At 63.3% G+C, this 26,964-nt stretch carries 25 protein-coding genes; 16 read left to right on the top strand and 9 right to left on the bottom strand.

The genetic code is table 11. The features are described from left to right. Window positions 1-3: 3 nt before the first annotated feature. A complete protein-coding gene (locus ACMGFL_RS01555) occupies window positions 4-435 on the bottom strand; it encodes a hypothetical protein (RefSeq protein ID WP_436933773.1) in 432 nt (143 codons plus the stop codon). Between the two features lie 194 nt (window positions 436-629). Between ACMGFL_RS01555 and ACMGFL_RS01550 the strand changes: the two genes are divergently transcribed. From ACMGFL_RS01550 to ACMGFL_RS01540, 3 genes are all read left to right on the top strand, one after another. Next, window positions 630-1,553 (top strand): ABC transporter substrate-binding protein, encoded by a 924-nt coding sequence (locus tag ACMGFL_RS01550; RefSeq protein WP_436933772.1) that lies wholly within the window; start codon window positions 630-632, stop codon window positions 1,551-1,553. A 119-nt stretch (window positions 1,554-1,672) separates the two neighbouring features. Beyond that, complete coding sequence (locus ACMGFL_RS01545; protein ID WP_436933771.1) at window positions 1,673-3,181, top strand: aldehyde dehydrogenase family protein; 1,509 nt, start codon at window positions 1,673-1,675, stop codon at window positions 3,179-3,181. Between the two features lie 109 nt (window positions 3,182-3,290). Continuing rightward, window positions 3,291-3,452 carry a hypothetical protein gene (locus ACMGFL_RS01540; RefSeq protein WP_436933770.1) on the top strand — a complete coding sequence of 54 codons (162 nt, stop codon included), beginning with the start codon at window positions 3,291-3,293 and terminating at the stop codon, window positions 3,450-3,452. A gap of 86 nt (window positions 3,453-3,538) precedes the next feature. On the opposite strand, the gene ACMGFL_RS01535 is transcribed toward ACMGFL_RS01540, so the two are convergent. Both ACMGFL_RS01535 and ACMGFL_RS01530 read right to left on the bottom strand, forming a co-directional pair. Further along, on the bottom strand, window positions 3,539-4,549 hold the full coding sequence (locus ACMGFL_RS01535; protein WP_436933769.1) for a dihydrodipicolinate synthase family protein: 1,011 nt from the start codon (window positions 4,547-4,549) through the stop codon (window positions 3,539-3,541). 87 nt (window positions 4,550-4,636) lie between these two features. Next, on the bottom strand, window positions 4,637-5,776 hold the full coding sequence (locus ACMGFL_RS01530; protein ID WP_436933768.1) for a 2-methylaconitate cis-trans isomerase PrpF family protein: 1,140 nt from the start codon (window positions 5,774-5,776) through the stop codon (window positions 4,637-4,639). A gap of 151 nt (window positions 5,777-5,927) precedes the next feature. Between ACMGFL_RS01530 and ACMGFL_RS01525 the strand changes: the two genes are divergently transcribed. Further along, complete coding sequence (locus ACMGFL_RS01525) at window positions 5,928-6,725, top strand: class I SAM-dependent methyltransferase (RefSeq protein ID WP_436933767.1); 798 nt, start codon at window positions 5,928-5,930, stop codon at window positions 6,723-6,725. Window positions 6,726-6,755: 30 nt separating this feature from the next. On the opposite strand, the gene ACMGFL_RS01520 is transcribed toward ACMGFL_RS01525, so the two are convergent. Together ACMGFL_RS01520 and ACMGFL_RS15920 are read right to left on the bottom strand one after the other, a co-directional pair. After that, complete coding sequence (locus ACMGFL_RS01520) at window positions 6,756-7,823, bottom strand: quinone-dependent dihydroorotate dehydrogenase (protein ID WP_436933766.1); 1,068 nt, start codon at window positions 7,821-7,823, stop codon at window positions 6,756-6,758. A 173-nt stretch (window positions 7,824-7,996) separates the two neighbouring features. Further along, window positions 7,997-8,191: a DUF7987 family protein gene (locus tag ACMGFL_RS15920; RefSeq protein WP_495849324.1), complete on the bottom strand. Its 195-nt coding sequence runs from the start codon at window positions 8,189-8,191 to the stop codon at window positions 7,997-7,999. A 244-nt stretch (window positions 8,192-8,435) separates the two neighbouring features. Here ACMGFL_RS15920 and ACMGFL_RS01515 point away from each other — a divergent pair, with 244 nt between their 5' ends. From ACMGFL_RS01515 to ACMGFL_RS01495, 5 genes are all read left to right on the top strand, one after another. Beyond that, entirely contained in the window at window positions 8,436-9,434 is a 999-nt protein-coding gene (locus ACMGFL_RS01515) for an LLM class flavin-dependent oxidoreductase (RefSeq protein ID WP_436933765.1), read from the top strand. Between the two features lie 122 nt (window positions 9,435-9,556). Then, entirely contained in the window at window positions 9,557-10,984 is a 1,428-nt protein-coding gene (locus ACMGFL_RS01510) for an aromatic ring-hydroxylating oxygenase subunit alpha (RefSeq protein WP_436933764.1), read from the top strand. Between the two features lie 2 nt (window positions 10,985-10,986). Then, window positions 10,987-11,511 (top strand): aromatic-ring-hydroxylating dioxygenase subunit beta, encoded by a 525-nt coding sequence (locus ACMGFL_RS01505; protein WP_436933763.1) that lies wholly within the window; start codon window positions 10,987-10,989, stop codon window positions 11,509-11,511. 2 nt (window positions 11,512-11,513) lie between these two features. Continuing rightward, a complete protein-coding gene (locus tag ACMGFL_RS01500) occupies window positions 11,514-12,008 on the top strand; it encodes a hypothetical protein (RefSeq protein ID WP_436933762.1) in 495 nt (164 codons plus the stop codon). A 63-nt stretch (window positions 12,009-12,071) separates the two neighbouring features. Beyond that, complete coding sequence (locus ACMGFL_RS01495; protein WP_436933761.1) at window positions 12,072-12,968, top strand: VOC family protein; 897 nt, start codon at window positions 12,072-12,074, stop codon at window positions 12,966-12,968. Between the two features lie 38 nt (window positions 12,969-13,006). On the opposite strand, the gene ACMGFL_RS01490 is transcribed toward ACMGFL_RS01495, so the two are convergent. Further along, the gene (locus ACMGFL_RS01490; RefSeq protein WP_436933760.1) at window positions 13,007-13,885 is read right to left on the bottom strand and encodes an LLM class flavin-dependent oxidoreductase; all 879 of its coding nucleotides are present in this window, start codon (window positions 13,883-13,885) and stop codon (window positions 13,007-13,009) included. A gap of 163 nt (window positions 13,886-14,048) precedes the next feature. Between ACMGFL_RS01490 and ACMGFL_RS01485 the strand changes: the two genes are divergently transcribed. Then, window positions 14,049-15,224, top strand: a complete 1,176-nt coding sequence (locus tag ACMGFL_RS01485; protein WP_436933759.1) for a threonine synthase — start codon at window positions 14,049-14,051, stop codon at window positions 15,222-15,224. Window positions 15,225-15,282: 58 nt separating this feature from the next. Here the strand turns inward: ACMGFL_RS01485 and ACMGFL_RS01480 are convergent, their stop codons facing one another. After that, a complete protein-coding gene (locus tag ACMGFL_RS01480; protein ID WP_436933758.1) occupies window positions 15,283-18,339 on the bottom strand; it encodes an FAD-binding and (Fe-S)-binding domain-containing protein in 3,057 nt (1,018 codons plus the stop codon). Window positions 18,340-18,473: 134 nt separating this feature from the next. Between ACMGFL_RS01480 and ACMGFL_RS01475 the strand changes: the two genes are divergently transcribed. Both ACMGFL_RS01475 and ACMGFL_RS01470 read left to right on the top strand, forming a co-directional pair. After that, complete coding sequence (locus ACMGFL_RS01475) at window positions 18,474-19,289, top strand: SDR family NAD(P)-dependent oxidoreductase (RefSeq protein WP_436933757.1); 816 nt, start codon at window positions 18,474-18,476, stop codon at window positions 19,287-19,289. Window positions 19,290-19,377: 88 nt separating this feature from the next. Next, the gene (locus ACMGFL_RS01470; RefSeq protein WP_436933756.1) at window positions 19,378-20,748 is read left to right on the top strand and encodes a methyl-accepting chemotaxis protein; all 1,371 of its coding nucleotides are present in this window, start codon (window positions 19,378-19,380) and stop codon (window positions 20,746-20,748) included. A gap of 49 nt (window positions 20,749-20,797) precedes the next feature. On the opposite strand, the gene ACMGFL_RS01465 is transcribed toward ACMGFL_RS01470, so the two are convergent. Together ACMGFL_RS01465 and ACMGFL_RS01460 are read right to left on the bottom strand one after the other, a co-directional pair. Next, window positions 20,798-21,787, bottom strand: coding sequence for a 3-hydroxyacyl-CoA dehydrogenase family protein (locus ACMGFL_RS01465; RefSeq protein ID WP_436933755.1), 990 nt, complete (start codon window positions 21,785-21,787; stop codon window positions 20,798-20,800). Next, on the bottom strand, window positions 21,784-22,914 hold the full coding sequence (locus ACMGFL_RS01460; protein WP_436933754.1) for an NAD/NADP octopine/nopaline dehydrogenase family protein: 1,131 nt from the start codon (window positions 22,912-22,914) through the stop codon (window positions 21,784-21,786). Before ACMGFL_RS01460 ends, ACMGFL_RS01465 begins: the two co-directional genes overlap by 4 nt. A 121-nt stretch (window positions 22,915-23,035) precedes the next feature. Here ACMGFL_RS01460 and ACMGFL_RS01455 point away from each other — a divergent pair, with 121 nt between their 5' ends. The 4 genes from ACMGFL_RS01455 to ACMGFL_RS01440 all read left to right on the top strand — a co-directional run bounded on the left by ACMGFL_RS01455 (window position 23,036) and on the right by ACMGFL_RS01440 (window position 26,959). Then, window positions 23,036-24,736, top strand: coding sequence for an acetate--CoA ligase (locus ACMGFL_RS01455; protein ID WP_436933753.1), 1,701 nt, complete (start codon window positions 23,036-23,038; stop codon window positions 24,734-24,736). 207 nt (window positions 24,737-24,943) lie between these two features. Continuing rightward, complete coding sequence (locus ACMGFL_RS01450; protein ID WP_436933752.1) at window positions 24,944-25,543, top strand: SRPBCC family protein; 600 nt, start codon at window positions 24,944-24,946, stop codon at window positions 25,541-25,543. A 3-nt stretch (window positions 25,544-25,546) separates the two neighbouring features. Beyond that, window positions 25,547-26,083, top strand: coding sequence for a (2Fe-2S)-binding protein (locus tag ACMGFL_RS01445; RefSeq protein WP_436933751.1), 537 nt, complete (start codon window positions 25,547-25,549; stop codon window positions 26,081-26,083). Window positions 26,084-26,086: 3 nt separating this feature from the next. Beyond that, complete coding sequence (locus ACMGFL_RS01440; RefSeq protein ID WP_436933750.1) at window positions 26,087-26,959, top strand: FAD binding domain-containing protein; 873 nt, start codon at window positions 26,087-26,089, stop codon at window positions 26,957-26,959. Window positions 26,960-26,964: the final 5 nt, after the last annotated feature.

The following is a 26,964-nucleotide window of genomic DNA, read 5'->3' as shown; positions in this document are numbered from 1 at the left end:
CCCTCACTCGGCCGCGGAGGTGGGTTCCATGGCTTCCGTGACGAGATTCTCGATGGTGGTTTCGAGTTCCTTTCGGACCGTGTCGGCCATCAACCAGTCCAGAAAGAGCGCCCACCGCGAATCGAGCGTGAACTGGGTCTCTGCAGCGACTTCCGTCGCACCGTCGTCCGTCTCGGCCCCGTCTCGTATCGTCATCTGCGACTGTCGCTCGGCAAAGAGACCAGTGCTCTCGGCAAGCACGTACTCGTAGCCGTTCTCGATCTCGGAAAATTCAAACACCATGATTTCGTCCTCGAACGAGACTGTCACCTCGTCTTGCTGCGCTGATTCGATCTCGTAGATTTCCGCGTATTCGACGATATCCCGTGGCGACAGCGCGCCCAGGAGTTCCTCGCGAGAGAGATCCACTGCGTACGAGACGTCGACCGTTTTCATGAGATTATACATGTGCCAGGACAGATAAATATCGCACGCTTTGGCGGGTTCTAGCTTCGCCAGACATTCAGGGGGCTCTTCGCCAGACATTCAGGGGGCTCTTTGACAGACATTCAGGGGGCTGCATCGTCGCGCGTGCGGTCCGCTCTCTGTGGTGGGAAGTCTTATATCCGTTCTCCGGTCAACTGTCGTGTATGGTATTTCGGTTCAGCACGACCCCCTTCTACAACACTCGCCAGTTCTACTACGGGATCGAACGTGGGGCTGTCGAGTCCGATATCGACATCGCTGTCGAGCACAACCACTCACCGACGAAAGACCAGAAGCTGATCTGTGGTGGACTCGACGCGACCACCATGTCGATGGGCAAGTACGTCACGTCGAAACTCGTCAGCGACACCGACGTGGTCCCGGTCGACCCGCTCGCCGTCGCGGCGGGGCTGACCTACCGGGAAGGAAACGGCATGTTCGTCCGAACGGACGCCGCGTTCGAGGACCCCGCTGATCTCGCTGGCGCGCGCGTCGGTATCCACGACACCACGCTGGCGATGACCTATCACAAGGCGATTCTCGAAGAGCGATACGACCTTGCGCCGGAGGACATCGAGTGGGTCGTCGACACCCATCAGGGGCTGGGCGAACGCATGGAGGCAGGCGATCTAGACGCTGTCGAGCGGATCAACGACTGGTACTGGGGGTATCGTGAGGGCGAGCAGTACCGGCTGCTCTACGACATGGGGCAGGAGTGGCACGCCCACTTCGGCTACTACCCGCTCGTCCATCTGATCGCCGTCGACGGCGCTATCTACGACGAGCACCCCGACCGGATCGAGGCCTTTGTCTCGGCGCTCCAGCGCTCCCGGTCCTATCGCACGGACAACTACGAGCACATCCTCGAATCCTTCCTCGACGAGCGGACCGACGAGGGCGAGTCGACCGGCGAGTGGGAAGGCGAACGCTCCGTCGCCGCGCTCAAGCGCGTCACCGACGGCGTCGACGCGCCCTTCGAACTCGGCGACCAACAGCGACAGAACGTCGCTGACTGGATGACCTACGCCGACCGATACGGCGTCTTTACGACGCCGCCGATCCCCGACGAACGGCTCTTTCCGCAGTGATCCCGGCCAGTTCGGAATCCGCGCCATCCCCGGGAAATCGCGGGTCGAGCGTGTGTAGCGAGTTCCACCACGACCGGGACTTTCAAAACCACTAAGTACGGTTCGGGAGTACAACCGGTATGTTCGATTACGAATTAGCCACGCTATCCGGGAAGTCAGTGAGCCTGCAGATCGAAGATCACATGTACATCGACGGGGAGTTCGTCACCAGCGAGGAGACGTTCGAGGCGGAGCATCCGCCGACACACGATGTGCTCGCTAATGTTCCGGTCGCCACCGCCGAACAGGTCGACGACGCGGTGCAGGCGGCCCAGCGAGCGAGCGAGGAGTGGCGCACCTACGACGTCTTCGAGCGCCGACAGATTCTGGAGGACTTCGCCGACTACCTCAAGGAACACGAGGACATGCTGACGAACATCGACGTCGCCGACAACGGGAGCAGCATCTCCCGGATGAAGTTCGACGTCGAGAAGGGGGCCAAGAACATCCGCTACATGGCTGGCATCTCTCACGAACTCAAGGGCACGTCACCGCCAACTGGCGAGGACACCCACGACTTCACGATGCGCGAACCCTTCGGCGTCGTCGCGGGCATCGTCCCGTTCAACCACCCCAACATGTTCGTCTCCGAGAAGATAGCACCCGCACTCGCCGCGGGCAACGGCATCGTCGTCAAGCCCTCGGAGTTCACGTCGCTCTCGGCGCTCGCCATCGGCCGCCTCGTCGACGAGTTCGGTCAGTTCCCGGAAGGATTGGTCAACATCGTCACCGGCTTTGGCGAGACGGGCGCGGAGCTGGTCGGTCACGAGGGCGTCGGTCTGATTTCGATGGTCGGCGGCCCCGAAACCGGCAAGGCGATCATGCGCGGTGCGGCTGACCATCTCGCACCAGTGCTGCTCGAACTCGGCGGCAAGAACCCCTTCGTCGTCTTCCCGGACGCGACCATGGACCACGTCGTCGACGGCCTGCAGGGCGCGATGTCGCTCCCGTGGCAGGGCCAGTCCTGTGGTAGCGGCACGCGCCTGCTCGTCCACGAGGACGCTTACGACGACGTGGTACCCGAAATCGTCGAGCGCGTCGAATCCGTCACCGTCGGGGACCCGTTCGACGAGTCAAACACGATGGGGTCGGTCGTCTCCGAACCCCAGTTCGACAAGGTCGTCTCCTACATCGAGCAGGCCAAAGAGGAGGGCGCGGAGGTACTCGCTGGCGGCGAAGTCGTCGACGACTACGACACCGGCTACTTCCTCCGACCCACCATCTTCGATGTCACGCGAGACATGACCATCGCCCACGAGGAGACGTTCGGTCCCGTGCTCTCGATTCTCACCTGGTCTGACTACGACGAGATGGTCGAAATCGCAAACGACATCGACTACGGACTCGCCGCGTCCATCTGGACGAACGACCTCAACTCCGCACACCGCGCGGCCGACGACATCGAGGCTGGCTACATCTGGGTCAACCAGCACGGCCGCCACTACATCGGCGCGCCCTTCGGCGGCTACAAGGAAAGCGGCATCCGCGGCAAGGAGGACCTGCAGGAACTGCTCGACCACACCCTCGTCAAGAACGTCAACATCGACTTCAGCGGCACCTCCCCCACGCTCGCTGGCGGCAACGAGTAGGGGCTGAGCGCGGTTTTTCGTCGCCTGTTTGTTCGCTTACTGCTTCGTTGATCACGCCGTGTCCTCGTTTGGACACCAGGCTTACCCATCGTCAGGGACAACATCGAATATGGTCGAACACTGCGACAAGTGTGGGACCGAACTCGGCCAGGACCAGTATCGTCACCAGCAATATCGCGTGGATCACCCGGCGAACCCGGATGAGACGCTGGAAGGACGTCTCTGCGCGGATTGCTTCTGGGACCTCAAAGCGTGGCTCGAAACCGAGTAGATTCTCGACAAAGGAACCAGCGAGACACCAGCACTGACGCGTAACGCAATACCGTAGAACCGCTCATCAAAAACAGTCTTAGTCCGTTATCGCAGTTCGTCGGCGAGCGCCTTCCAGTCGCGGCCGGACTCGGCGGCCATCTCGACGAGTTCGTCGGGTGCGACGTGGTACGGCGGGCGCGGCGGGCCGGGGTCGATGTAGCCAGCGCCGCCGATGCGGGCCTTCTGGAGCGCGACTGTGTAGAGTCCGTAGTAGTCGTCGGCGCGGACGTTCATCGACTCGGGATAGACGGCTTCGGGACCGACCTGCGGGTAGAACTTCGTGTTCGTCGCGTTGATCTTGGTGTTCAACTCGCGTGCTGTCTCCTCGTCGCCGCTCTCGATGGCTTCGCGGAGGCGAAGCGCTGGCAGTGGGTCACAGGAGGCGCTGCCCGACCACGCAGCGTTGGCGTACTCCGGCGCGAGCTGGTCTGCGATGTACCACTTTCGCTCGATGGGCATCAACTGCACCGTGTCGCCGATCTGCTCGACGGCGTCGCGCCAGGCCACGTCGACCGCGCCGTACTTCGCGCCGACGACCTGCGGAATCTCTGCGAGTTCGCGCCACATCGCGGGCGTGATGCGGTTTTTGAACGCTGGCGGGTTGTGGTAGACGATGATGCCCAGTTCCGGAACGGCCTCGGCAACGTGTCGGTAGAACTCGATGGTCGCTTCCTCGGAGAGTTCGAGCCACATCGGTCGGCCCAGGAGTGCGCCGTCGGCACCGACGTCGCGGGCGTATTTCATCCGCTCGATGGTCGTTCGCGTGTTGAGCGTCGTCGGGCCAGCGATGACCGGCACCTCGCCGTCGACTGCCTCGACGACGATGCGCGTGAACTCCTGCCACTCGCGCTCGGTGAGCGTCGCTGCTTCACCGAAGGTGCCGTTGATCATGATGGCGTCGACGCCGCTATGGGCGAGTTTCTCCGCGCCTCTACGGGACTCTTCCTCGTCCAACGTGTACTCGGACGCGGGGTCACTCGCGTCGTCAGTCGCAGGCGTCGGCATGATCGAGAAGATTCCCTCTACGTCCTCGTAAACGAGCCGTTGGTCAGTCATAGCAGTACATCCTCCCGGGACGATTATAAGCGTTGTTGGTTCCGGCCACCGGCCGAGGAATCGCCACCGTTCGGGCGAACGTCGGCGCTACTGTGACGGGAGATAGAACAGGTCGCCGTGCATGATCTGGCGGGCGGTGCGTGCGGCCTCAGTGTAGCGAACGTCGTCGCCCTCGCGCCCCACGCCGACCGTGAGCGTCCCCTTCGGGTGGCCGATAGTGACCTGGTCGGTATCGTCGTTCGCCAGAAACTCGTTGGGGATGGTTCCGGAGAACAGCGCCGCCGTCGCGGTACACATCGACCCCGTGATGGAGTAGGCGTGATGGGCCTTCTGCATGGACATGATCCGGGCGAGCAGGTCGTACTCGTCGGGCGTGACCTCCTCACCGATCGACGACTGGTAGGGCTGTTTCTCGCCCACGACGGCCATCTTCGGGATGCCCGGACTTTCCGCCGTCGCGTCGCTCGCGTCGTCGACGAACCCGAGGCGCGCGGCGGCCTGGCTCCGGATCGCTTCGAGCGTCTCCAGCAGATCCGGATCGGAATCGATCTCTTTTGGGAGTTCCGCCGCGGTCATCCCGACAGCCTCTGCGCGGACGAACACGCAGGGGCTGGACACGTCCACGAGCGACGCCTCAACCTCCCCGACGCCGGGCACAGAGAGCGTGTCGATCCGGTTGCCGGTCGGGAACAGCGACCCCGTGACCGACCCCGCCGGGTCGAGAAACCGCGACCCGATGCGCGCGCCCGTCCCCGGAACGCCGTAGACGCGAAAGTCACCGCGATACTGCGGGTCGCCCTCATCGGTGACGGGCACTGACTGCTCGACGACCGTCCCCGTGTTCTCGTTGCGGAGCGTGAGGTTGACCTCCCCACCCTCCGTCTCGGGGTCGACGAGGCCGCGCTCCATCGCGTAGGGTCCGACGGCGTACGTGAGGTTGCCGCAGTTGCCGCCCCAGTCGACGACTGGCTTCTCGATGCCGACCTGTGCGAACAGGTACTCCACGTCCACGTCGTCGTCTTCGGGCGCGGAGATGATCATCGCCTTGCTCGCCGTCGAGTGGGAGCCACCGATCCCGTCCAGTTGCTTCGGGTCCGGACTCCCGAAGGTCTTCAGGAGCAGTTCGTCCCACTCGTCGCGGTCTGCTGGCAGGTGCTCGCGCGTGAAGTAGATCCCTTTGGTCGTCCCGCCGCGGAAGACGGTCGCCGGGAGGCTCTCTTGTGACATTTCCCGGTCGTACGGGACAGGTGGCCTTAAACGATTGCGATACCGCCGAGCAGTGGCGTTCACCACGGAAGGAAACCATTTCATCGATCCACGAGAGAACTGAGATAATGACCGAGCACACAGACAAGACACAGACCGGAGGCACTTGCCGATGACCGACGACACCGACCAGAAGCGGTCCGTCACAGAAACCACGGAGCAAAAACGCGACGCCGCGGAGACGTTCGACGAGCACGCGGACGCGTACGTGGAGAGTCGTGTCCACCGAGCGGGCGACGACCTGGAGACGCTCGCATCCTGGTGTGACGAGGCCGACCGCGCACTCGACATCGCCACGGGCGCTGGTCACACCGCTGGCGCAATCGCTGACCGGGGCGTCGACGAAGTGTGTGCGACCGACGCGGCACCCGAGATGGTCGCGACGGCGCGCTCGGAGTTTCCCGGTCTCCGCGGCGTCGTCACCGACGCCGAGCGACTCCCCTTCCGAGAGAGTGCCTTCGACGCCGTCGCCTGCCGAATCGCGGCCCATCATTTCCCCGACCCGGAGGCGTTCGTCAGTGAGGTCGGACGCGTCACCGACTCCGGCGGCGTCTTCGCGTTCGAGGACAACATCGCACCCGAGGACGACGCGCTCGATGAGTTTCTGAACCAGGTCGAACGTCTCCGCGACCCGACACACGTCCGCTCACACCGCGATTCGGAGTGGCGCGCGTGGATCCGGAATGCAGGGTTCGAGATCACGGACTCCGTTGTCATCACGAAGACCATCGACTACCCAGACTGGGTGCGCCAACTCGACACGCCAGCAAAGAACCGCGAGCAACTCGAAGCGCTGTTTGCGGATCCGCCGGACGACGCCGCAAATCTCTTCGAGATCGAACTCGGCGACGACGGGAAGCCCCTCTCCTTTGCGAATCTGAAGGTGCTGATTCGGGCAAAAAAACAGTAGTTAGGTGCGTCGCGAGTCGCGGCGAGCGCTTCAGTTCTCGGCGTCGACGCCGACGGCTTCGCTGATCGAATCGAACCCGTCGCGGTCGAGCAGTTCGACGAGTCCGGTGTTGATCTGGCGCGCAGTCGAGGGGCCCTCGTAGACGAAGCCGGTGTACAACTGGACGAGCGACGCGCCAGCGCGGATCTTGCGGTAGGCCGTCTCGGCGTCGCGGACGCCGCCGACGCCGACAATTGGCAGGTCGGTCAGTCCGGCGAGGGTGCGGACGGTTTCGGTCGCCTTCGGTTCGAGCGGGTCACCGCTGACGCCGCCCCACTCGTCGGCGTGCTCCGATTCGAGTCCCGAGTGGTCGGTCGTCGTGTTCGTCGCGACGATGCCGTCGATCCCCTGCTCGTGGACGATGTCGACGAGCGAGGCCAGTCCCTCGCGTCCGGAGTCGGGACCGACCTTCACCAGAATCGGCTTGTCTTCGGGGTTTGCCTCGTTGAGCGTCGAGAATATCTTTCGGAGGTGGTCCGGGTCTTCCTCGTCGTACTCCTCGGGCGTGTTCGGACAGGAGACGTTGACCACGAAGTAGTCGGCGTGGTCGTACAGTCGCTCGAAGACGTAGCGGTAGTCCTCGATGGCCCCCTCCTCGTCAGAGTCGTTCATCTTGCCCACGTTGATCGAGATGGGGATGTCAGGGAGTTCCGTCCGGTCGAGTCGGTCGTCGACGCGCCCGGCCCCCTGTCCGTTGAAGGCGAGTCGGTTGATCATCCCGTCGTCGTCGGGCAGCCTGAACAGACGCGGTTTCGATTCACCGTCCTGCGGAGAGGGCGTCACGGTGCCGACTTCGGTGAAGCCGAATCCAAGGTCAGCGATTGCCTGCAGGACGTGACCGTCCTTGTCGAACCCCGCGGCGATGCCCACCGGCGAGGGGAAGGTCAAGCCAAACGCCTCGACTTCGAGTTTCCGGTGGCGATAGAGATACTGGTCACGCACGAGCGAGCGAGTGAAATCAGTCGACTGAGCGGCTCTGAGTCCCAACTTTCCGAGCGAGTGTGCCGTCTCAGGCGGAAGCTTGAACAGAAGCGGCCTGACAGCGGTGTACAGTGACATTACCAGACCCACGCTGGGAAGGCAAGAAAACGCTTCGGAATCGTCCGTGGCCCCGCTCGCGGCTTGCGCGGCTGTCGTGCGGTTCGGCTCGTGTCCCCGAACGCGTCTGACCGTGCGAAGAGCGTGCGTCTCGGGCGCGTATCCCGAGTGGTTACGCCATTCAGTGATCAGCGTTAGTTACGCCATTCGTTGATCAGTGTCGGGGCGATGACACCAACGCCGAGAAGTACGGCGAGGTGAACCCATTGGCTGTCAGTTACGGCTGTCGTCCCGAACACCGAGAGGAGAGCGATTACGACGAAGCATGCTGTAATCTTGGTTTCTGTGCTAACCAGACCATTCGACCGCTTGGAGGGCTGTTCTGACACGTGCACTCGTTTCGCTGCATCACATAAATACGCTTTTCGCTGTCTCAGAGCCAGCACCCCCCTCTGGCCGAGCAGAGCAGGAGACCGGTCTACGGATAAACTTCGAACGATTCGAGGGACACGCTCTACGACAGCACCCTATCACAGACCTGGTACGCATTCCGCATCCGTGTGGCAATTTGCCGCTAGTATCACATCGGTTAAAATAGTGTTAACACGCTCGTCTCCTAAGCGGTACGTGCTTATGGTAGAGTTCGGAGTTAACATCAACAACCGCGAACCGTTGTTGATGGAAAGCTACACAGTTGAGACGATGATGGATCTGGGCAAGCGGACAGAGGAACTTGGCCTCGACTCGGTCTGGGTCGGGGACAGCCTCCTCGACCGGCCGCGGCTGGAACCGATCAGCCTCCTCGGCCATCTCGCCGCCCAGACAGACGACGTAAAGCTCGGAACCGGCTGTATGATCACGCCGCTCCGTGACCCCCTGCAGTTCCTGCAGGCATGGAACACGCTGGAGATGCTCTCGGACGGGCGCATGCACCTCGGCGCGTGCATGGGACCGCCGACGCCCGGCTGCAAGGAGCAGTACGAGGCGCTCGGGCTCGATTACCGCAAGCGTGCGAAGATGCTCGAAGAACAACTGGAGATCTTCAAGCAGTTCTGGCGCGAGGGCGAACTCAATTACGACGGCGACATCTACCAGTACGAGGATATCGATTTCCGTCGCGGTCCGGAGGTTCGTGATCTTGCACCAGTACAGGACGAGCCGCCGATTCACGTCATCAGCAACCCCGCACACCACGATTCCGCCAGCGACGACGTGGTCAACCGCGCCGCGTGGCGAATCGTCGAACTCGGTGACGGCTGGATGGCAGCGGGCCTCGGCCACGCACCCGAGGAGTACCGCCGCCAGAACGATGCCATCGTCAAGTACGCCGAGGAGAACGGCTACGACCCGGAGGACACGCACAACACCTTCCAGGTCACGATGACTATCGACGACAACACCCAGGCGGCCGACGAGAAGATGAAGGAGTACATCAAGACCTACTACCCACACCTCTACAAGGGGAAAGACCCCCTCGAATGGGGCCCCAGCGGCGACGCGGACGACCTCATCGAGTGGATCGAGACGTTCAAAGACGCCGGTGTCGACGAGTTCATCCTCCGATTCGGCGGCGAAGATGCACACGGCCAGCTAGAGCAGTTCGTCGACGAAGTGCTCCCCTCGTTCGACTGATCGGCCCGACATTTTCCCTTCGACGTTGTGCGATTTTCGCGCGATCTGCCGCCGTGTTCGTTATAAAACCCCATCGATATCATGGGTGAATTTCTATGTAAATTCCGGTGCCTTTCAGTGATATGGCACAGGACCACTGTGATTGCCCAGAAGACCCACCGGGTCGTCCGACGACGAGTACGGGTGTCGACTACGAGGTTTCAGACCGAGTGGAGCAACTCATCGAACAGCACGGGGAGATGCTGGAAGACGGGATGCTCCCGGTGAAGGTGTACAACGACGAAGAGATATTCGAGGCGGAACTCCGGCGCATCTTCGGTCAGTGCTGGGTGTTCATCGGCCACGAGACGGAGATTCCGGAGCCGGGCGATTACGCCCAGCGCTACATCGGCAAGGACCCGTTCATCTTCGTGCGCGACGAGGAAGAGGAGATTCGCGTCCTGTTCGACTCCTGTTCACACCACGGGAGCGCTCTCTGTCGCGCCGAGCAGGGCAACACCTCTCACTTCCGGTGTCCCTACCACGGCTGGACGTTCAAAAACACGGGCGACCTCACCGGTGTCCCGCTGAAACATCAGGCCTATCAGGGACTCGACGCCGAGGAGTGGGGACTCGTCGAAGCACCCCGCGTCGAGAACTACAAGGGGATGGTCTTCGCATCCATCGCTGAGGAGGGGCCGTCGCTGGAGGAGTACCTCGGCGACTTCAAGTGGTACCTCGACGTCCACCTCGACGTCGGCAAGGGCGGCATGGAGGTCATCGGCGAACCGCACCGCTGGCGCGCAGACAGCGACTGGAAGTCCGGCGCGGACAACTTCTCCGCCGACAGCTACCACACCGCCTACGCGCACAGGTCGGTCATCGAGGTCGGCTTCGCCGCCGACGAGATTTCGGGCACCCCCGGTCAGGAGACGCAGATGCACGTCACCCACGCTGATTCGGGGTCGACGAGTCTGCGACTGCTCGAGCCCGAAGACGAGATCTACTTCGGCTACCCCGAGGAGTACGTCGACACCTCGAACCTCTCGGAGGCGCAGGCCGATATGGCGGCGGCCTGTGGCGCGGCCACGGGGACTATCTTCCCCAACCTCTCCTTCATTCATCTCGCCGCGACCAACGACCCCGACGAGGACCTGGATGGCTTTTTCTCGCTGCGGAAGTGGCAGCCCATCGGCCCCGGCACGATGGAGTTCTGGAGTTGGGTGCTCGCACCCGCCGACGCCTCCGACGAGTACAAGGAACGCGCCTACGACGTGGCAGTCGGCACCTTCAGCCCATCGGGCAACTTCGAGCAGGACGACCTCGCGGTCTGGGACGGTATCGCCGACGCCGCCGGGTCAGTCTTCGCCGAGCAGCAGGGCTTCAACATGAACTATCAGATGGGGATGCCCGGCATGAGCAAGGCATCGATCGTCGATGACTTCGACGGCCCCGGCACCGCCTGGGACGACAACCTCGAAGAGGGGACCTGTCGCACCTTCCACGGCAACTGGCACAAGGCCATGAGTGGCGAGGACGTCGGCATGAGCTACCCAGAGGACCACATCTAACAATGAGTGAATCACAACAGCAGCCGACGGACGTGGAACTGCACTACGAGTGCGTCCAGTTTTACAACCAAGAGGCTCACCTGCTCGACGAGAAGGAACTCGAAGACTGGCTGGAGATGATGACTGACGACGTCACCTACGACATGCCAGTGCGGGTCAGCCGCGAGAAAGGCGCCGAGCGCTCGGAGTTCAGCGAAGAAGGCTTCAACTACAAGGAGGACCGTTCGACGCTAGAAGCACGCGTCGAGCGCTTCCAGTCCGAATTCGCGTGGTCGGAAGACCCGCCCTCTCGGACGCGCCATCACGTCTCGAACGTTCGCGTCGTCGACACCGACGGTGACGAAGTCGAGACCAAGACCAACCTCCTGCTCTTTCGCGGCCAGGGCGAAGACACCAAGGGAACGCTCCTCTCGGCAGAGCGGGATGACACGCTCCGGCGCGTCGACGGTGACCTGAAACTCGCCGAGCGGGACGTTCACCTCGACCACACCATCCTGCCGATGAAAAACCTCTCAGTGTTCTTCTGACCATGACGGCAACAGGCACCAAACCGGCGACACCCGCGGTGCAGATTGCCGACAGCGAGGGAGCCGTAACGGTACAGAAGCGCTTCACGCGGATGGGCGAGCGACTCGAAGTGCACGCTGGCTCCGATTCGTCGATCCGGATGGACGCGATCATGCTCGAAAGCGTCGCCTGGCAGGACCCCGAGGACCTGGCAGAGAAGGCTGCCGACCTCGACCCATCGCTCGAATCGCAGTTCTCCGCGGACAGCGACGGTGCCAGTGAGCAACGCGACGACCTGGACGGCACCATCACAGTCAGCAGCGAGTACGCACGGGCGGCCATCGACGTCGCAGACGACAGACGTAGTATCGAGATAACCGCGCCGAAGCTGGGCTACGACATCGAAATCGGGCCAGCGGAGTTAGCGTGGCTGGCGACACAGACACACGAGCGGTTTTCCGAGTGGCTCGAGACGCCATTCGGCCCTGGCGGCGACGACCACGACCACGGCCACTGACCGGCCGCGTATCGCCTTCAAACCAACTGCGAACGCACGACACCAATACACAAATACAGAACAATGACAGGAACGAGAGTACTCGAACACACGGTCTTGCGAGTGACAGACGTAGACGACGCCCTCGCGTTTTACACGGACGTGATGGGCCTCGTAGAACTAGCACGCGACGACGACATCGTCTATCTCGGCTGTGGGCTGGACGAAAACTACGACCTGGGCCTGGTCGAAGGCGGCACCGGCGTCGAACACTTCGCCATCAGGGTTCCCGACAGTGAGACGCTGGCCGATTACGAGACCCGTCTCCAAGACGCTGGCGTCGACGTTACGCGAACCGATGGCGGGGAATACTCTCAGGACGAGGGGATTCGCTTCTCGCTGCCGAGCGGCGTCGACATGGAACTGGTGACAGTCGAAGACCCCGACTATCTCCATCCGACACAGGCCGCCGAGGGTCGCGGCGGAATCGCCCCACGGAATCTCGACCACATCAACCTGATGAGCCACATCGTCGATGAAGACGTGGACTTCCTGACCGAGCACGTCGATTTCAAGGTCTCGGATAAGATCGTTCACGACGACGGCTCCTCCTTCCAGTCGTGGCTCCGATTCGGTCGGTTCCACCACGACGCCGGATTCACCGAATCGGACGACCCCGACGAGACGCTCCATCACCTCGGCTTCGACCTCGACTCGATGGAACACATCAAGCGGTTCTGTGACCGACTCGCACAGCACGGCTACCGTCTCGAACTCGGGCCGAGCAGACACAACGCCGGGTCGAACCTGTTCGCGTACTTCTGGGGCCCCGGCGGCAACCGGATCGAGTTGAGCGCCGAGATGGCGACGCTCGACGAGGCGGCCGAAACGGGCGTCAGAGAGCTGAGCGACACCGACAACACGGTGTCCTCGTGGGGCGGCGACGTACAGCCACCCGAGTCGTTCTCCGGCGGCTCCTGAGGAATTGCGGTTTGCGCTTTCGTTCGGTCGATACCGACCTACAGCCGGTCGTATCCGCGCGCAAACTCCTCGAAGGTCTCGCTGGCGTGCTGGTGGTCCATCGCGCCGACGACCACCTCGTCGACGCCGAGCGCTTCGAGTCGGTCGAGTTCCGCGGCGACGTCCTCCGCGTCGCCCACAATTGGGAACTCGGCGTCCTCCGGCCAGCCCCGATAGCCGGATTCGAGCAGTTCCGACGCGCGCGCTCGTGCCGCCTCGGCGTCTTCGAGGACGAGTGCGTCCCGGCGAGCGATGACCGTGCCGCCGCCAGCGTCCTCGAACCAGCCAATCTTGCCGTTCAGCGCGTCATGGCCTTCGGTAGGGTGTGCGACCCAGGCGTCGCCACGCCGTCCGGCCCGCTCGACCGCTGGCTTCGCGCCGCCACCGATACAGATCCGCGGATCCGCGCGGGGGCTGATGGACACGTCGTCGAGGGTGAAGTGCTCGCCGTCGTAGGTCACTGCCTCCTCGGTCAGCAACCGTTCGATGACTGTCAGCGACTCCTCGAATCGACTGGCGCGCGAGTCCATCGGAACGCCGACGGCGTCGAAGGAGTCCTGGTTGCCCCCGATGGCACACCACAGGTCGAGACGGTCAGTGTACGCGCCGAGCGTTCCGAGGTACTCGGCGACGAACAGGGGTTCGTACAGCGGGAGGAGCGCGAGCATCGCCACGTGGTCGAAGACGGAGGCGAGACGGCCCGCGGTCGGGACGTTCTGGAAGAACTGCCCCCCGCGAGTGACGTGGTGATCGCCGACCTCGACGTAGTCGTATCCAGCGTCTGCACACAGGCGCGCCCGGTCGACCAGCGACTGCGCGTTCTCGCTCGGCGCGTTCTCGTCGGGGTAGTACGGCGTGACAAACGAACCCAGTTCCATACCCTTTCTTCGACCGTCAGCACGTAATACTGACGACTGGTTCCGTCAGCGTCGACGGAACCCGTCTCGGTTGCCGGGAGTTTCGCGAATCGGGGTTGTCGACACGCGGAACCCCAGTGGAGATGTCACAACGCTTAACAATCGGGGCCGAGATGTCACGGTAATGGCCGACACAAACAGCGCGCTCACGCACTTCGAGGACGTGTTCTCCGGGGACACCTACGAGACGGACTTCACTGCGTTTCCCGTCGAGGACCAGATTCTCGACCCGCAGTACGACTACGACTCGGTAGATATCACCAGGGACGACTGGGAGCAACGACACGGCTCGATGTGGAAGTATCGCGAACTGCTTCCGATCACAGACACCGACAACATCGTCTCGCTCGGTGAGGGCGAGACGCCACTCATCTCTGCGGACCGACTCGCAGAGCGGGCTGGCGTCGACCGCTTGCTCCTCAAAGACGAGGGACAGAACCCGACGAACACGTTCAAAGACCGGGGCGCGTCGGCGTCTATCTCCGGCGCGGTGCAGCAGGGCATCGACGAGGTGGCGCTGGCGACTGCTGGCAACGCAGGGCAGGCCGCGAGCGCCTACGCCGCACGGGCAGGGCTGGACTGTCACGTCTTCATGAACCACCAGGCCGGAGATATTCAAAAGCAGATGACGGACGCACACGGCGCACAGCTGCATCTCGTCGACGGGAAACTCCCCGAGGCGGGGTCGGCGTTCATGGAGGACCTCGAAGCGAACGACCGCTACTCCGTCGCCACCTTCCACACGCCGTTCAGACACGAGGGGAAGAAGACAATGGGCTTCGAGTTGTTCGAGCAACTCGACTGGACGACGCCCGACCACGTCGTCTATCCCACCGGCGGCGGCGTCGGTCTCGTCGGCATCTGGAAGGCATACCAGGAGTTGCTCGAACTCGGCTGGCTCGACGAAGATGCGATGCCAGCCCTGCACGTCGCACAGAGTTCCGGCAACGCCCCGATCGTTCGCGCACTCGATGAGAAGACCGACGCACACACCGTCTGGGAGAACCCCAACTCGATCGCACGCGGTGTCGAGGTTCCCGACCCGGGTGCATCGCCGTGGCTGATCGACATCGTCACCGAATCCGGCGGCACCGGCGTTCAGGTCAGCGACGATACTGCCATCGAGGCCGCCCGCGACAGCGCGCGGCTCGCGGGCGTCGAAGTGTGTGTCAACCCCGGCGTTGCGCTCGCCGGAGCGATGAAACTCGGAGCTGATGGCGTCTTTGACGAGAGCGACGAGGTCGTCGTTCTCAACACCGGTGCGGGCTGCAAGACGGCCCACCATCTTAGCTCGCTGTAAACTTGTTGATTAGTTCGGACTATTCGATAGTGGCCTTGCGCTCGGGAAGAGAACGGACTCACTCGTCGAGCGCGTCTGCCACGGCCTCGATTGGTGTCTGCGGTGTGCCCGCTGTCCGGTCGGACCCCTCGAACTGGGTGCGACAGGACGCGCCAGGGGCGACGACGCACTCGCCCGCACTTTCCTCGACCTGGTCGAGGAGGATGCTCGCGATGGCGTCGCTCATCGAGGCGTGTTCGGCCTCGTAACCGAAGGAGCCAGCCATCCCACAGCACCCCGAGTCGAGTGGATCAACTGCGTATCCCGCCCGCCGGAGCACGCCGACGGCGTGGTGGTCCTTCGCTGTCGCCTTCTGATGGCAGTGCCCGTGATAGGTTACGTCGTCCGTTGCTCGCTCAAACGTGACCGACTCGTCGAGACTGAACGTATCCAGATACTCACAGACGCCGTAGGTGTTGTCAGCGACGGTCTCGACATCGGTTCCCGAGACCAGGTCGCGGTAGTCAGACTGGAGCATGACCGCGTCGGAGGGTTCGACCACGACGATGTCGCGGCCAGATTCGACCAGCGGTGCGAGCGCGTCGACGTTCTCGCGTGCGAGATTCCGCGCGCGGTCGAGAAATCCCTTCGAGAACGCCGGACGGCCGGTGTCGCCCACTCCTGCCGGAACCGTCACGTGGACGTTCGCGGCTTCGAGAACGCGCACCGCGGCCTTGCCCGCGTCGGGGTTGCTGTAGTCGGTGAAGGTGTCCGGGTAGAGGGCGGCAGTTCGGTCCGCTGCCGCGGGCGAAACAGTCTGCTCGCGGGCGTCGAACCAGTCGCGAAACGTCCTCCGGCAGAAGGTCGGAAGCGGGCGCATTCGGGCGATTCCGAGCGTCCGTTCGAGCAGATATCGTGACCCCGGGACCGACGTGGCGAGATTCGAGAGGGGTGCGAGTGCGCTGCCGACCCGAGAGAGCGTATGGACGCGGGCGAAGAGTCGGTCGCGGAGGGTCGCGCCGTTTTGCTGGTGTGCCTCGTGAGTGAGTTCGGCCTTCATCTTCGCCATGTCGACCTCGCTCGGGCAGTCGTGGGCACAGCCCTTGCAGCCGATACACAGGTCGAGCACCTCCGTCAGAAACTCCGCAGAGACGGCCTCGTCCGGGTCCATATCACCGGTCATGACGCGGCGGAGCGCGTTCGCACGGCCGCGAGTGGTGGTGATCTCCTCCTGACTCGCACGGTAGGTCGGACACATCACCCCACCGGTGGTCGACTGGTCGCCACGACACCCCCCGCAGCCGTGACAGAGTTCGACCATCCCCGCCATCCCGTTCTCGGTCTCCCACGAGAGCGTCGGCTCGAAGTCGACCTGCACCTCGTGGTCCGACCCGACGCGGTGGTTCTCGGTCATTCTGGTCGGGTCGTCCTCGCGGTAGACGACCTGTCCGGGATTCAACAGCCAGTCGGGGTCGAAGGCGGTCTTGAGTTGCCTGAACGTCTCCCAGAGGTCGCCGCCGTAGAGCTTGCGGTTCCACTGCGTTCTGGCGCGGCCGTCGCCGTGTTCGCCCGAGACTGACCCGTCGTATTTCACCACCAGATCGGTCGCTGCGTCGGCAATCGACTCCATCTGTTCGCGGCCCGTCTTCGTGTTCACGAGCGGGCGGATGTGGAGCACGCCGGGGCCAGCGTGGGCGTAAAACGTCGCGTAGGTGTCGTGCTCTTCGAGAATCTCCTGAAACTCCGCGACGAACTCCCGGAGGTTTTCGGGCGGGACGGCGGTGTCCTCGATGAAGGAGGCGTGTTTTTCATCGGTCGTCCGCGAGAGCAGGATTGGCATCGCGGACTTGCGGAGTTTCCAGATTCGCGCACGCTCGTCTTCGTCGTGGGCTTCGAGTGCGTCGAATGCGACGACGGGCTGGTCGCTCGCAGTTCGACCCTCGGCCGGACTGGCGACGTCGCCCGGTTCGGCTGACGGACAGCGGTCTGCGAGTAGGTTCGCCACCGTTTGCCTCCCGTCGGCGTCACTCTCGGCGTAGAACTCGACTATCAGCGCGGCCTCAGTTCCGGCGGGCAGCATCTCCGTGACGGGTGCGAACTCGGCTGTCTCGCGAGCCAGGTCGAGAAACACGTCGTCAAGCACCTCGACGGCCGCCGGGTCGTGTTCGAGCACCGCCGAGACGTCGTCGACGGCGTCGAGCAGTCCCTCGTAGGAGAGCAGCGCCATGCTCTTTGTCTCGGGGACTGGCTCCAGCGAAACCGTCGCCTCGGTGACGATAGCGAGCGTCCCCTCACTGCCACAGAGGAGTTTCGCGAGGTTGACCGTCTCGCCCGTGCCGTCGGGTTCACCGACGCCGCGAGCGGCCCCACGGATATCCTCGACCAGCCAGTCCAGATTGTACCCCGAGACGTTGCGCTTGAGGTCCGGGTACGTCTCCTCGATCAGATCAGCCTCCTCGTCGAGGATGCGGGCGACTTCGGCGTAGATGCGCGATTCGAGGTCGTCGCCCGCCGCGAGTTCGGGCAGATCCGAGAGCGCCACCTCGCCAACGCGAGTGACGGTGCCGTCTGCGAGTACCACCTCACACTCCTCGACGTAAGCGTCGGTCTTACCGTACTGGAGCGAGTGGGCACCCGTCGAGTTGTTCCCGATTGCGCCGCCGATGACGCTCTTGTCTCCCCACGCAGGGTCGGGCGCGAACTTCAGCCCCGCCTCGGCAAGCGTTTCGTTCAGCGATCCGAGTGTGACGCCGGGCTGAACGGTCGCCGTCCGTCCGTCGGGGTCGGTCGAGACGATGTCGGTCATGTATCGGGAGAAATCGAGAACCACGGCCTCGTTGACGGTCTGCCCCCCGAGACTTGTTCCGGCACCGCGTGGCAGGACGGGGATCGCTTCGCTTGCGCAGTACGTCATCACCGCCGCGACGTCGTCGGTCGAGCGGGGGCAGACGACGCCGATTGGCGTGACCTCGTAGAGGCTGGCGTCGGTCGAGTACAGCAGTTTCGAGTACGAGTCGAAGCGAACGTCGCCGTCGACACGCGCTCTGAGTGCCGCCGCCAGGTCCGGGCGCTCGACGGCGTTGCTCTGGTAGTCGTAGCCAGCGCGGTCGTCCGCGTTCGGGGGGCGTCCGTGCATCGTGTTGCTGGCCCGACGTGGCACACGGGAACGGATAAGCGTACGGGTCTCGGTACCACGCCACGAAGGCGCTGGTTGTACTATCACCTCTGGAGGCCCCGGCCTTTAACAACGTCTCCAAAGAGAGAGAAGGTATGCACGACCACGACCTGACCGGCAAGACGGCGATTGTGACGGGTGGTGCGGGTGGAACCGGTGTGGCGATCTGTCTCGCGCTCGCTCGCTGTGGCGCAGACATCGTCATCGCGCAGCGTTCGAAAACGGGCGTCGACGCGCTCACAGAGCGAATCGAGGAACTCGGGTCGCAAGCGGCGTACGTCGAGACTGACCTCGCAAACGACGAAGACATCGTCGCGCTCGTCGAGGCGACTAACGAGCGATTCGGCGGGCCGAACATCGTCGTCAACAACGCCGTCGACCCGAGCAAGGAACCCGCGGCGACGATGTCCCGGGAGTACATCGACCGGACGCTCGCGGTCAATCTCGTCGCCCCTTTTCGACTGGCACAGGAGGCCTACCCTCACATGCTCGAATCTGGGTACGGGCGCATCGTCTACATCGGTGCGATTCAGGCACACTCCCCGTGGAAGGGGTCGGCCACCTATGCGATGGCGAAGGCGGGACTGGAGGGACTCGTCCGGTCGCTCACGCTCGAATGGGCGGACACGAACGAGGCCGACATCACGGCGAACACGCTCCACGTCGGCGAGTACCGGAAGGGGTTCGAGCGCGACGAGTCGAAACCGCTCGAAGAGCAGTACGGCCACGTTCCACCGGAGGAAGACGCCGACGCGCTCACACTCGTCGGGCGCTGGGGACGGACGCGAGACATCGCAAACGCCGTGGCCTTCCTTGCATCCCCCGCGAGTGCCTTCATTACGGGCCAGTCGATCAACTGCGACGGCGGCCGCCTGATCAGCAGAAAGCCGGCACCGCAGTCACACCTCTGAGTGGTGTTGAGCATCCTCCGAATGTTGTTGCTGATAATTTCACCAGTAGATATATTTAGGAGGGGAATGCGATTTGGAGATATCCCCCATGAGTGACAGTTCGTATACATCCTCCGAAACAACAGACACCGAGCGGATCGAGCGAGAGACCGCCCACGAGCACTTGGTCGCGGAGTACACCGAGTCACTCGATGGATTAGACGAGCGCGAGCGACTCCGGCACGAACGCGACCTCTGGCGCGACCTGTTCAATCAACTCGTTGCCGAGTATCCACAGGGCATTCTCGTCACCGATACTGAGGGGACGCTCACCCACTGGAACGACGAGATGGAGGCCGACCTCAACATTTCCCGCGAGGAAGCAGTCGACAACTACGCACACGACGTTATTGGGGCGAAAGGCGAAGAGGAGACACTCGCCGAAGAGATCGTCCGAACGGAGCAAGCGATTGTCGAAGACCAGACCCGAGAGGCACCGACCACCGACGACGTGTTTCAGGTGTACGGGCTCCCGCTTCGCGCGCCGAACGGGAGCGTCATCGGGGCCTTCGAGGTGACGATGGACGTGACCGAACACATCGAACGCCAGCGCGAACTCGAAGCCCTCCAACGGGAGGTCCAGACGGAGGTGCGCGGGAGCGTCGACGACCTGATCGACACGTTCGACGAGGTGGAGTCCTTCGCGACCGAAGCCGATACGTTCGCGACCGACCAGACCGAACGGATCGACGAGATAACCGAGGAGGTGTCGATGCTGTCGGCCGCCGTGCAGGAAATCGCCGCGAGTGCCGACGAGATGAAGTCGGTGAGCAACGAGGCCGTCGAGCAGGCGACGGAGGGACAGGAGGCGGCAACCGAGGCCGCCGACGCGATGGCCGACGCCGAGAACGTGAGCACGACAACGACCGAGACGGTCGACCAACTGAAAGCACAGGCCGAAGAAATTGGCGAGATCACCGAGGTGATAAACGACATCGCCGACCGGACGAACATGCTGGCGCTGAACGCCTCCATCGAGGCCGCTCGCGCCGACCAGGGGGGAGACGGCTTCACGGTCGTCGCCGACGAGGTGAAATCGCTCGCCGAGGAGAGTCAGTCACAGGCCGAGGAGGTGAGCGACCTCGTGGAGGGAATTCAGGACCTGAGTGACGAGACCGCAGACAGACTGGAGCGGATGAACGAGGCGGTACAGCAGGCCCAAGATCAGATCGGCGACGCCACGTCCGCGCTCGACGAAATCGTGGCCGCAATCGAGGAGACCGCAGACGAGGCCACCGAGATTGCGACTGCGACCGACCAGCAGGCCGCCTCCTCCGAGGAGATTGCGGCCACCGTGGAGAACGCCTCCGGCGAACTCGAACACATGGCAGACCGGATCGAACAACTCGCCACCGCCGTCGACCGGAGCCGCGAACACGTCGACACGGTCGACGAGCAGGTCGCGTCACTGACCGAGTGAGAGGCCATTCTGTCGCTAGAGTGACGGACGGGAGAGAACAGAAGGTCGACTACTCGCTGTCTGACTGTTCGCTTTCCTCGGCGTCTTCGAGTGCCTGCCGAACCGCAAGCAGGTTCCGGTAGGTCTCCGTCTGGAGTTTCTCTGCGTCCCCCTCCTCGTAGGTGTAGTACCCCTTGCCCGTCTTGGGGCCGAGTTCGTCGTTTTCCATCTTTTCGACGACGCTCTCGGGCGGTTCGAACCGCTCCCCGAGTTCGTCGCTGAGGTACTCGTCGACGTAGTAGAGGATGTCCACGCCGCCGAGGTCGATGAACTCGATGAGACCCATCGAGGCCATCCGAAGGCCGACGCCGGACTGGAGTGCTCGGTCGATCTCTTCGGCGGAGGCGACTTCGTCCTCCCAGGCCCGGACTGCCTCGTTCATCGCCGCGGCCTGGATGCGCGCGCCGACGAAGCCGGGGCTGTCCCGGCAGACGATGGGTTCCTTGTCGAGGCTGTCGAGCAGATCCACGGTCGCCTCGACCGCCGCCTCGTCGGTGAACTCCGCCTGCGCGACTTCGACCAGCGGGACGATGAATGCGGGGTTCAGCCAGTGGGTGATGAGCAGTCGACTTGGGTCCTCGACTGCGGGCGCGAGCGTGTCGAGGCTGATCGAGGACGTCGTGGTCGCGAGCGTGCACTCGTCTGGGACATGCGCGGACGCGTCCGCGAAGAGGTCCTTCTTGATCTCCGGATCCTCGGGGAGCGCCTCGAACAGCCAATCTGCGTCCGACAGTGCCCCGTCCATGTCAGTCGTGAACTCGATCCGGTCGACCACGTCCTGTCTGTCGCCGTCGAAGCGATCCGCCTCAGCAAGAAAGTCCAGGTGGGATCGCACCTCCGAGCGGACGTGCTCGAACTTGTCTTCGCGCTCGCTCTCCGAGCGGTCTTTCACGTCGAGCAGTCGCACTCGGTGGCCAGCGGTGGCGAACACGCTGACGATACCGATCCCCATCCGTCCCGGGCCGACGACGGTGATCGTCGGGTTCTCGGGGACGCTCATGCCTCGAACCCCCGTTCGAGGACGGCCTGTACCTGTTCCGGATCGTCGGTGTCGATGCCGAGTCGAGCGAGGTTGCGGCCCGTCTCGCGGTAGGACTCGTCCATCAACACGTCGGCGAGATGCATCAGGGAATCGAGGGTCGGCGTCTCGACCCCGAACGTCGCGCCGAGCGACGACTGGAGGACGCCCGCGATGCGAACGTCCTCGTGGACGTATCGGTCGTCGAGCGAGGGCGGATCCTCGCTGAAGGTGTCGGCGGCCGTCAGTGCGTCCCGGGAGTTTGCGCCGTAGAAGTGTTCGCCCGTTTCGGGGCCGGTCCGGTAATACGCCTCCTGCGGGAAGTGTGGCTCTCCGTATCCCAGTGCCTCGCGGATGCGGATCCGCTCGCGGTCGACGGAGAGGACGACCTTCAGCGTCCGCTCGGTGACGCCGTGGCGGTGGACGTTGAACTCGAACTCGCCACACTCGATCGCACCGGCGTTGATGAGCGTCGGCGTGGCGTTGACGCCCACATTACTGTTGTTGAGGGCGGCATCGAGCGCGTCGACCGCGGGAAGCGCCGCGTCGTACAGCGTCGAGAAGGCATCGTAGGCGCGTTCCATCTCGTTGCCGGGGAACGCGCCGACGGGGAGTCGAACTGCATCGAGGTTGATCGTCACCTCGCCGGGGCCGGATTTGCGTGTCACGTAGGGGAGTGTCGGTGTCTCAGCGACGACGACGTCTGCTGGCGGGTCGGGGAGGTCGTCGATCGCCTGTCGAAAGATGAGCGAGCCAGCGTTGCCGGGACAGACGAAGACGGCCTGTCCGTCTTCGAGATGCGGGGCGACGGCCTCGCTCACAGCCTCCTGAGCCGTCGTCGGGAGCGGGATCAGAACGGCGTCTGCACCCGAAATCGCCTCGTTCAGGTCAGTCGTCACGGTATCGAGGTCCACGTCCCGGACCGTCCCCGGCGTTCGGCGGCCGATGTAGTTTTCCGAAACGCGGAGTGTCACCTGTTCGTCGTCGAGCACCTGTCGGTGATTGTCGGGGGAGCGAACGTACCACTGGACGTCGAAGCCGCTGTCGGCGAAGTCCGCCGCCGCGGCGTACCCGCCGTTGCTCCCGCCGATAACTGAGACGGTCTGCATCACCCGAGAGAATGTATCGGGGGCACGTAAATCACGTGGGTGGACACAGCCGGGACAAAGAGTTCGGAAACTGTCTCCCGAACATTTATTCGTAAATTCGATCTACTGGCACACGATAACTATGCCAGCGGAGGACACGTCCTTCGGGACGATCACAGTCGACTGGGCGGAGGAACCGGTACCGAATCTGGCGGCGTTCGAGGACTACGAGGACGCCCGCGAGTCGTTCGAGTGGGACATCCCCGAGACGTTCAACATCGCGACTGACACAGTGACCAAACACGCCGACAAGCGCGGAAGTGTCGCGCTCTTTCAGGACATCGAGGACGGCCCGGACCGGACGCACACGTTCTGGCAACTCGACCGGCGCTCGAACCAGATTGCGAACGCGCTCGACGCGCGAGGGATCGGTGAAGGCGACCGGATCGCAATCCTGGGCACTCGGAGCGACAAGGTGATGCTCACCCATCTGGCGGCGTGGAAGCTCGGCGCGATCAGCGTCCCACTCTCGGTGCTGTACGGGCCGGACGGACTCTCCTTCCGCCTCGAAGACTGTGAAGCCACGGCGGTGTTTGCCGCGCCCGACCTGTTCGACACCGTCGCCGAATCGGTTGCGAACGTCGACACCGTCGAACTCATCGCCGGGTTCCGCGAGGAACCGACGATTGAGGGGTCCGAGACGATCCAGTTCGACGAACTCGGGGCCGACCGCTCGCACCAGTTCGACGCAGTCGAGACCGACCCCGAGGACCCGGCGATGATCCTCTACACGAGCGGGACGACCGGCAAGCCAAAGGGCGTCGTGCAGGCCCATCAGGCACTGATCGGCTGGCTGCCGAGCTTTCAGATGTGCTTCGAGTTGCCCTGGTCGGACGACGACCCACTGCTGTACGTGACGCCGGATCTCGCGTGGATCGGCGGGCTGAATCTCATTCTCGGCACGTGGCACTACGGCTGTCCAGCCTTCCGGTACGACTCGAACTCCGGGTTCGACCCGACCACAGTGTACGACAACATCGAGAAGTGGGGGCCGACGCGGGCCGTGCTCGTCCCCGGGATGCTCAAGCCGATGTCCGAACTCGACTCCTCGCAGTGGGACCTGTCGACGCTCTCGGTCGTGATGTCCGGCTCCGAACCGGTCTCGGAGTCGCTGTACGACTTCGTGACGGAGACGCTGGGTGCAAATCTAAACGAGATGTACGGGCAGACCGAGGCGATCCATCTCGTCACGACCTGCTCACAGTGGTTCGATGTCGAACCCGGCAGCCTCGGCTTCCCGGCCCCTGGTCACGACGTCGCCATCGTCGACGACGACGGCGAGCGCGTCGACGTGGAAGAGACCGGCCACATCGCGCTCCGCAAGCCCGACCCGGCGATGTTCCGACGACTCTGGAACGACGAGGAGGGGACCGAGAAGAAGTTCATCGGCGAGTGGATGGACACAAGCGACCTCGGCTACCGGGACGAAGACGGCCGCCTGTGGTTCAAATCGCGCGACGACAACCTCATCATCACGCAGGGCTACCGGGTCGGCCCGCCCGAAGTCGAGGACTCGATCATCGAACTCACGGAGGTAGCGAACGTCGGCGTCATCGGCGTCGAAGACAGCCAGCGCGGCGAAATCGTCAAAGCCTACGTCGAACCGCAGGAGGGCGTCGAACCCGGTGCCGAACTCAGAGAGCAGATTCAGACGCACGTCCGCGAGCAACTCGCGAAGTACCAGTACCCTCGCGAGATCGAGTTCATCGACGAGATGCCGACCACGGTCACGGGGAAGGTTCGCCGCCACGAACTCGAAGAACTCGAAGCACAAAACGGATAACCACTGTCGGTCGCCAACACGTTCCAAGGGCCGCCGACCAGACCGGCAAATCCGAGCGTTCAGGGACAGAAAGCAGCACAATCCGCCGTAGTTGATCGCTTTGTGTGTCACCGGCTCCCGCTGGATTTAAGTACGTAAGATGACCAGATCATCACGGTGTACACATAATGTCGCAGACACACACGTTCCCAGAGGTGAGGGTTTTCCATGGAATTTAATGATACGTTCACACTCGAAGACGTAACGATGGAGGAGGTGTGGATGGCCCTCTCCGACCCAGAGATGATCAAGGAAGCCCTTCCAGGCTGTCAGTTCCTCGTCGAGGTCGAAGACGACGATCCTGACTTCGATGCGCTGCTCGCAGAGGCTCAGGAGAACGACGAAGACGTTCCGATCCTCCCGGACGCGGACCCAGACGATGTCGCAGCCCGTGCGTTCAAGGAGGGTGGCAAGTACGCGGCAGTGATGCAACTGAGTGTCGGCAGCGTCAAGCCGACGTTCGAGACTGTCGTCACGATCGAACACCGTGAGTTCCCCGAGATGCGCTCTTCAGGCAAGGGGAGTGCGAGCGACAGTAGCTTCGAGATGAATGCCGGGATGGAGCTGCGAGAGATCGAGAACGGCGTCGAGGTCGATTGGTGGGCGGAGACAAGCGTGTTCGGCCGGATCGCAAACATGGGACAGCGCGTCATCAGCCCGGTTGCGAACCGCGTCATCAACCGCTTTTTCAAGAAGGTCCAAAAACAGCTTCAGGACGTCGGCGATGAGAGCGGGAACCTCCGTGACCGAATCAAGAGCTATTTCTAACCGATGAGTTCACACGAGATCACACTCACTGTCAACGGAACCGAACAGACGCTGACTGTCGAATCGCGAACGCTGCTCGTGCACGCGCTCCGAGACGAACTCGGCTACACGGGCCCGAACGTCGGCTGTGAGAGTAGCATGTGCGGTGCCTGTACGGTCGAAGTCGACGGCGACGTGGTCAAGTCCTGCACCATGCTCGCCGTGCAGGCCGACGGGGCCGAGATTACGACCGTCGAAGGATTGGCCGAGGCCCACGACGACCTGCATCCACTGCAGGAAACGTTCAACGAGGAGCACGGACTCCAGTGCGGCTACTGCACGCCCGGCATGATCATGACCGCAAAGGAGTTCCTCGAGGAGACCGAGGACCCGAACCCGGACGACGAGGAGATCCGGGAAGCGATCGAGGGGAATCTCTGCCGGTGTACGGGCTATCAGAACATCGTCCGTGCGGTCGAATCCGCAGCAGAACGAATGTACGGTGACGAAGCCGAGTCGGCGACCGACGGCGGCGTCCCGGCCGAAACTGGTGGTGACTGATCGATGTATCCCGACAGCTTCGATTACCACCGACCGGAGAGCGTCGAGGAAGCGCTCGATATGCTCGCGGACAACCCCGGAGCGGAACTGCTCGCTGGCGGGCACAGCCTGCTCCCGACGATGAAATCCGGGCTCTCCAGCCCTGATTCGCTCGTCGACATCAGCGAGGTCGACGACCTGACCGGAATCGAGTACGGCGAGGAGACGATCACGGTCGGCGCAGCGACGACCTACGCCACCGTCGTCGACGACGACCAACTCTGGGAGGAGAACACGGTTATCGCCGAGACGACCCACGCAGTCGGTGACAAGCAGGTCCGGAATCGCGGGACGTTCGGCGGAAATCTCGCTCACTCCGACCCCGCGTCGGACCTCCCGGCGGCGGCGCTCGCTGCCGACGTGACCGTTCACGTGCAGGGTCCAGACGGCGAGCGAGCGATTCCCATCGACGACTTCTTCCACGGGATGTACGCGAACGACATCGCGGAAGACGAGATTCTGACGGCCGTCGAAATCCCGCGGCAACCCGATGCAAGCGGGGCATACGTCAAAAAGCCCAGCCCATCGTCGGGCTACGCGCTCGTCGGCGTCGCCGCAAACCTGCAGGCCGAAGACGGGACGCTCACCGACGTTCGCATCGCCGCAAACGGCGTGATGGACCACGGGGTCCGTCTCGGCCCCGTCGAGGACGCGCTCACCGGCGAGTCGGTCGACTCGCTTTCATCGGAGGAGATCGAGGACGCCGCCGCGCACGCGCCCGACGACCTCGACGAGTTCATGGTCATGGACGACATGCAGGCCTCCCCCGAGTTCCGCCTGCAACTGCTGAAGGTCTACACCGAGGACGCAGTCGAAGCCGCACTCGACTCGCTGTAATCGAC

Origin of the sequence: Halovenus marina (assembly GCF_051414115.1) — an archaeon.
In the GTDB taxonomy this organism is placed as follows: domain Archaea; phylum Halobacteriota; class Halobacteria; order Halobacteriales; family Haloarculaceae; genus Halovenus; species Halovenus marina.
This window is presented reverse-complemented; position numbering and strand designations above follow the sequence as displayed.

Excerpts from the sequence above, each read along its gene's own strand:
- ACMGFL_RS01555 (WP_436933773.1), bottom strand. The coding sequence starts at position 435 with ATGAAAACGGTCGACGTCTCGTACGCAGTGGATCTCTCTCGCGAGGAA.
- ACMGFL_RS01550 (WP_436933772.1), top strand. The coding sequence starts at position 630 with ATGGTATTTCGGTTCAGCACGACCCCCTTCTACAACACTCGCCAGTTC.
- ACMGFL_RS01545 (WP_436933771.1), top strand. The coding sequence starts at position 1,673 with ATGTTCGATTACGAATTAGCCACGCTATCCGGGAAGTCAGTGAGCCTG.
- ACMGFL_RS01540 (WP_436933770.1), top strand. The coding sequence starts at position 3,291 with ATGGTCGAACACTGCGACAAGTGTGGGACCGAACTCGGCCAGGACCAG.
- ACMGFL_RS01535 (WP_436933769.1), bottom strand. The coding sequence starts at position 4,549 with ATGACTGACCAACGGCTCGTTTACGAGGACGTAGAGGGAATCTTCTCG.
- ACMGFL_RS01530 (WP_436933768.1), bottom strand. The coding sequence starts at position 5,776 with ATGTCACAAGAGAGCCTCCCGGCGACCGTCTTCCGCGGCGGGACGACC.
- ACMGFL_RS01525 (WP_436933767.1), top strand. The coding sequence starts at position 5,928 with ATGACCGACGACACCGACCAGAAGCGGTCCGTCACAGAAACCACGGAG.
- ACMGFL_RS01520 (WP_436933766.1), bottom strand. The coding sequence starts at position 7,823 with ATGTCACTGTACACCGCTGTCAGGCCGCTTCTGTTCAAGCTTCCGCCT.
- ACMGFL_RS01515 (WP_436933765.1), top strand. The coding sequence starts at position 8,436 with ATGGTAGAGTTCGGAGTTAACATCAACAACCGCGAACCGTTGTTGATG.
- ACMGFL_RS01510 (WP_436933764.1), top strand. The coding sequence starts at position 9,557 with ATGGCACAGGACCACTGTGATTGCCCAGAAGACCCACCGGGTCGTCCG.
- ACMGFL_RS01505 (WP_436933763.1), top strand. The coding sequence starts at position 10,987 with ATGAGTGAATCACAACAGCAGCCGACGGACGTGGAACTGCACTACGAG.
- ACMGFL_RS01500 (WP_436933762.1), top strand. The coding sequence starts at position 11,514 with ATGACGGCAACAGGCACCAAACCGGCGACACCCGCGGTGCAGATTGCC.
- ACMGFL_RS01495 (WP_436933761.1), top strand. The coding sequence starts at position 12,072 with ATGACAGGAACGAGAGTACTCGAACACACGGTCTTGCGAGTGACAGAC.
- ACMGFL_RS01490 (WP_436933760.1), bottom strand. The coding sequence starts at position 13,885 with ATGGAACTGGGTTCGTTTGTCACGCCGTACTACCCCGACGAGAACGCG.
- ACMGFL_RS01485 (WP_436933759.1), top strand. The coding sequence starts at position 14,049 with ATGGCCGACACAAACAGCGCGCTCACGCACTTCGAGGACGTGTTCTCC.
- ACMGFL_RS01480 (WP_436933758.1), bottom strand. The coding sequence starts at position 18,339 with ATGCACGGACGCCCCCCGAACGCGGACGACCGCGCTGGCTACGACTAC.
- ACMGFL_RS01475 (WP_436933757.1), top strand. The coding sequence starts at position 18,474 with ATGCACGACCACGACCTGACCGGCAAGACGGCGATTGTGACGGGTGGT.
- ACMGFL_RS01470 (WP_436933756.1), top strand. The coding sequence starts at position 19,378 with ATGAGTGACAGTTCGTATACATCCTCCGAAACAACAGACACCGAGCGG.
- ACMGFL_RS01465 (WP_436933755.1), bottom strand. The coding sequence starts at position 21,787 with ATGAGCGTCCCCGAGAACCCGACGATCACCGTCGTCGGCCCGGGACGG.
- ACMGFL_RS01460 (WP_436933754.1), bottom strand. The coding sequence starts at position 22,914 with ATGCAGACCGTCTCAGTTATCGGCGGGAGCAACGGCGGGTACGCCGCG.
- ACMGFL_RS01455 (WP_436933753.1), top strand. The coding sequence starts at position 23,036 with ATGCCAGCGGAGGACACGTCCTTCGGGACGATCACAGTCGACTGGGCG.
- ACMGFL_RS01450 (WP_436933752.1), top strand. The coding sequence starts at position 24,944 with ATGGAATTTAATGATACGTTCACACTCGAAGACGTAACGATGGAGGAG.
- ACMGFL_RS01445 (WP_436933751.1), top strand. The coding sequence starts at position 25,547 with ATGAGTTCACACGAGATCACACTCACTGTCAACGGAACCGAACAGACG.
- ACMGFL_RS01440 (WP_436933750.1), top strand. The coding sequence starts at position 26,087 with ATGTATCCCGACAGCTTCGATTACCACCGACCGGAGAGCGTCGAGGAA.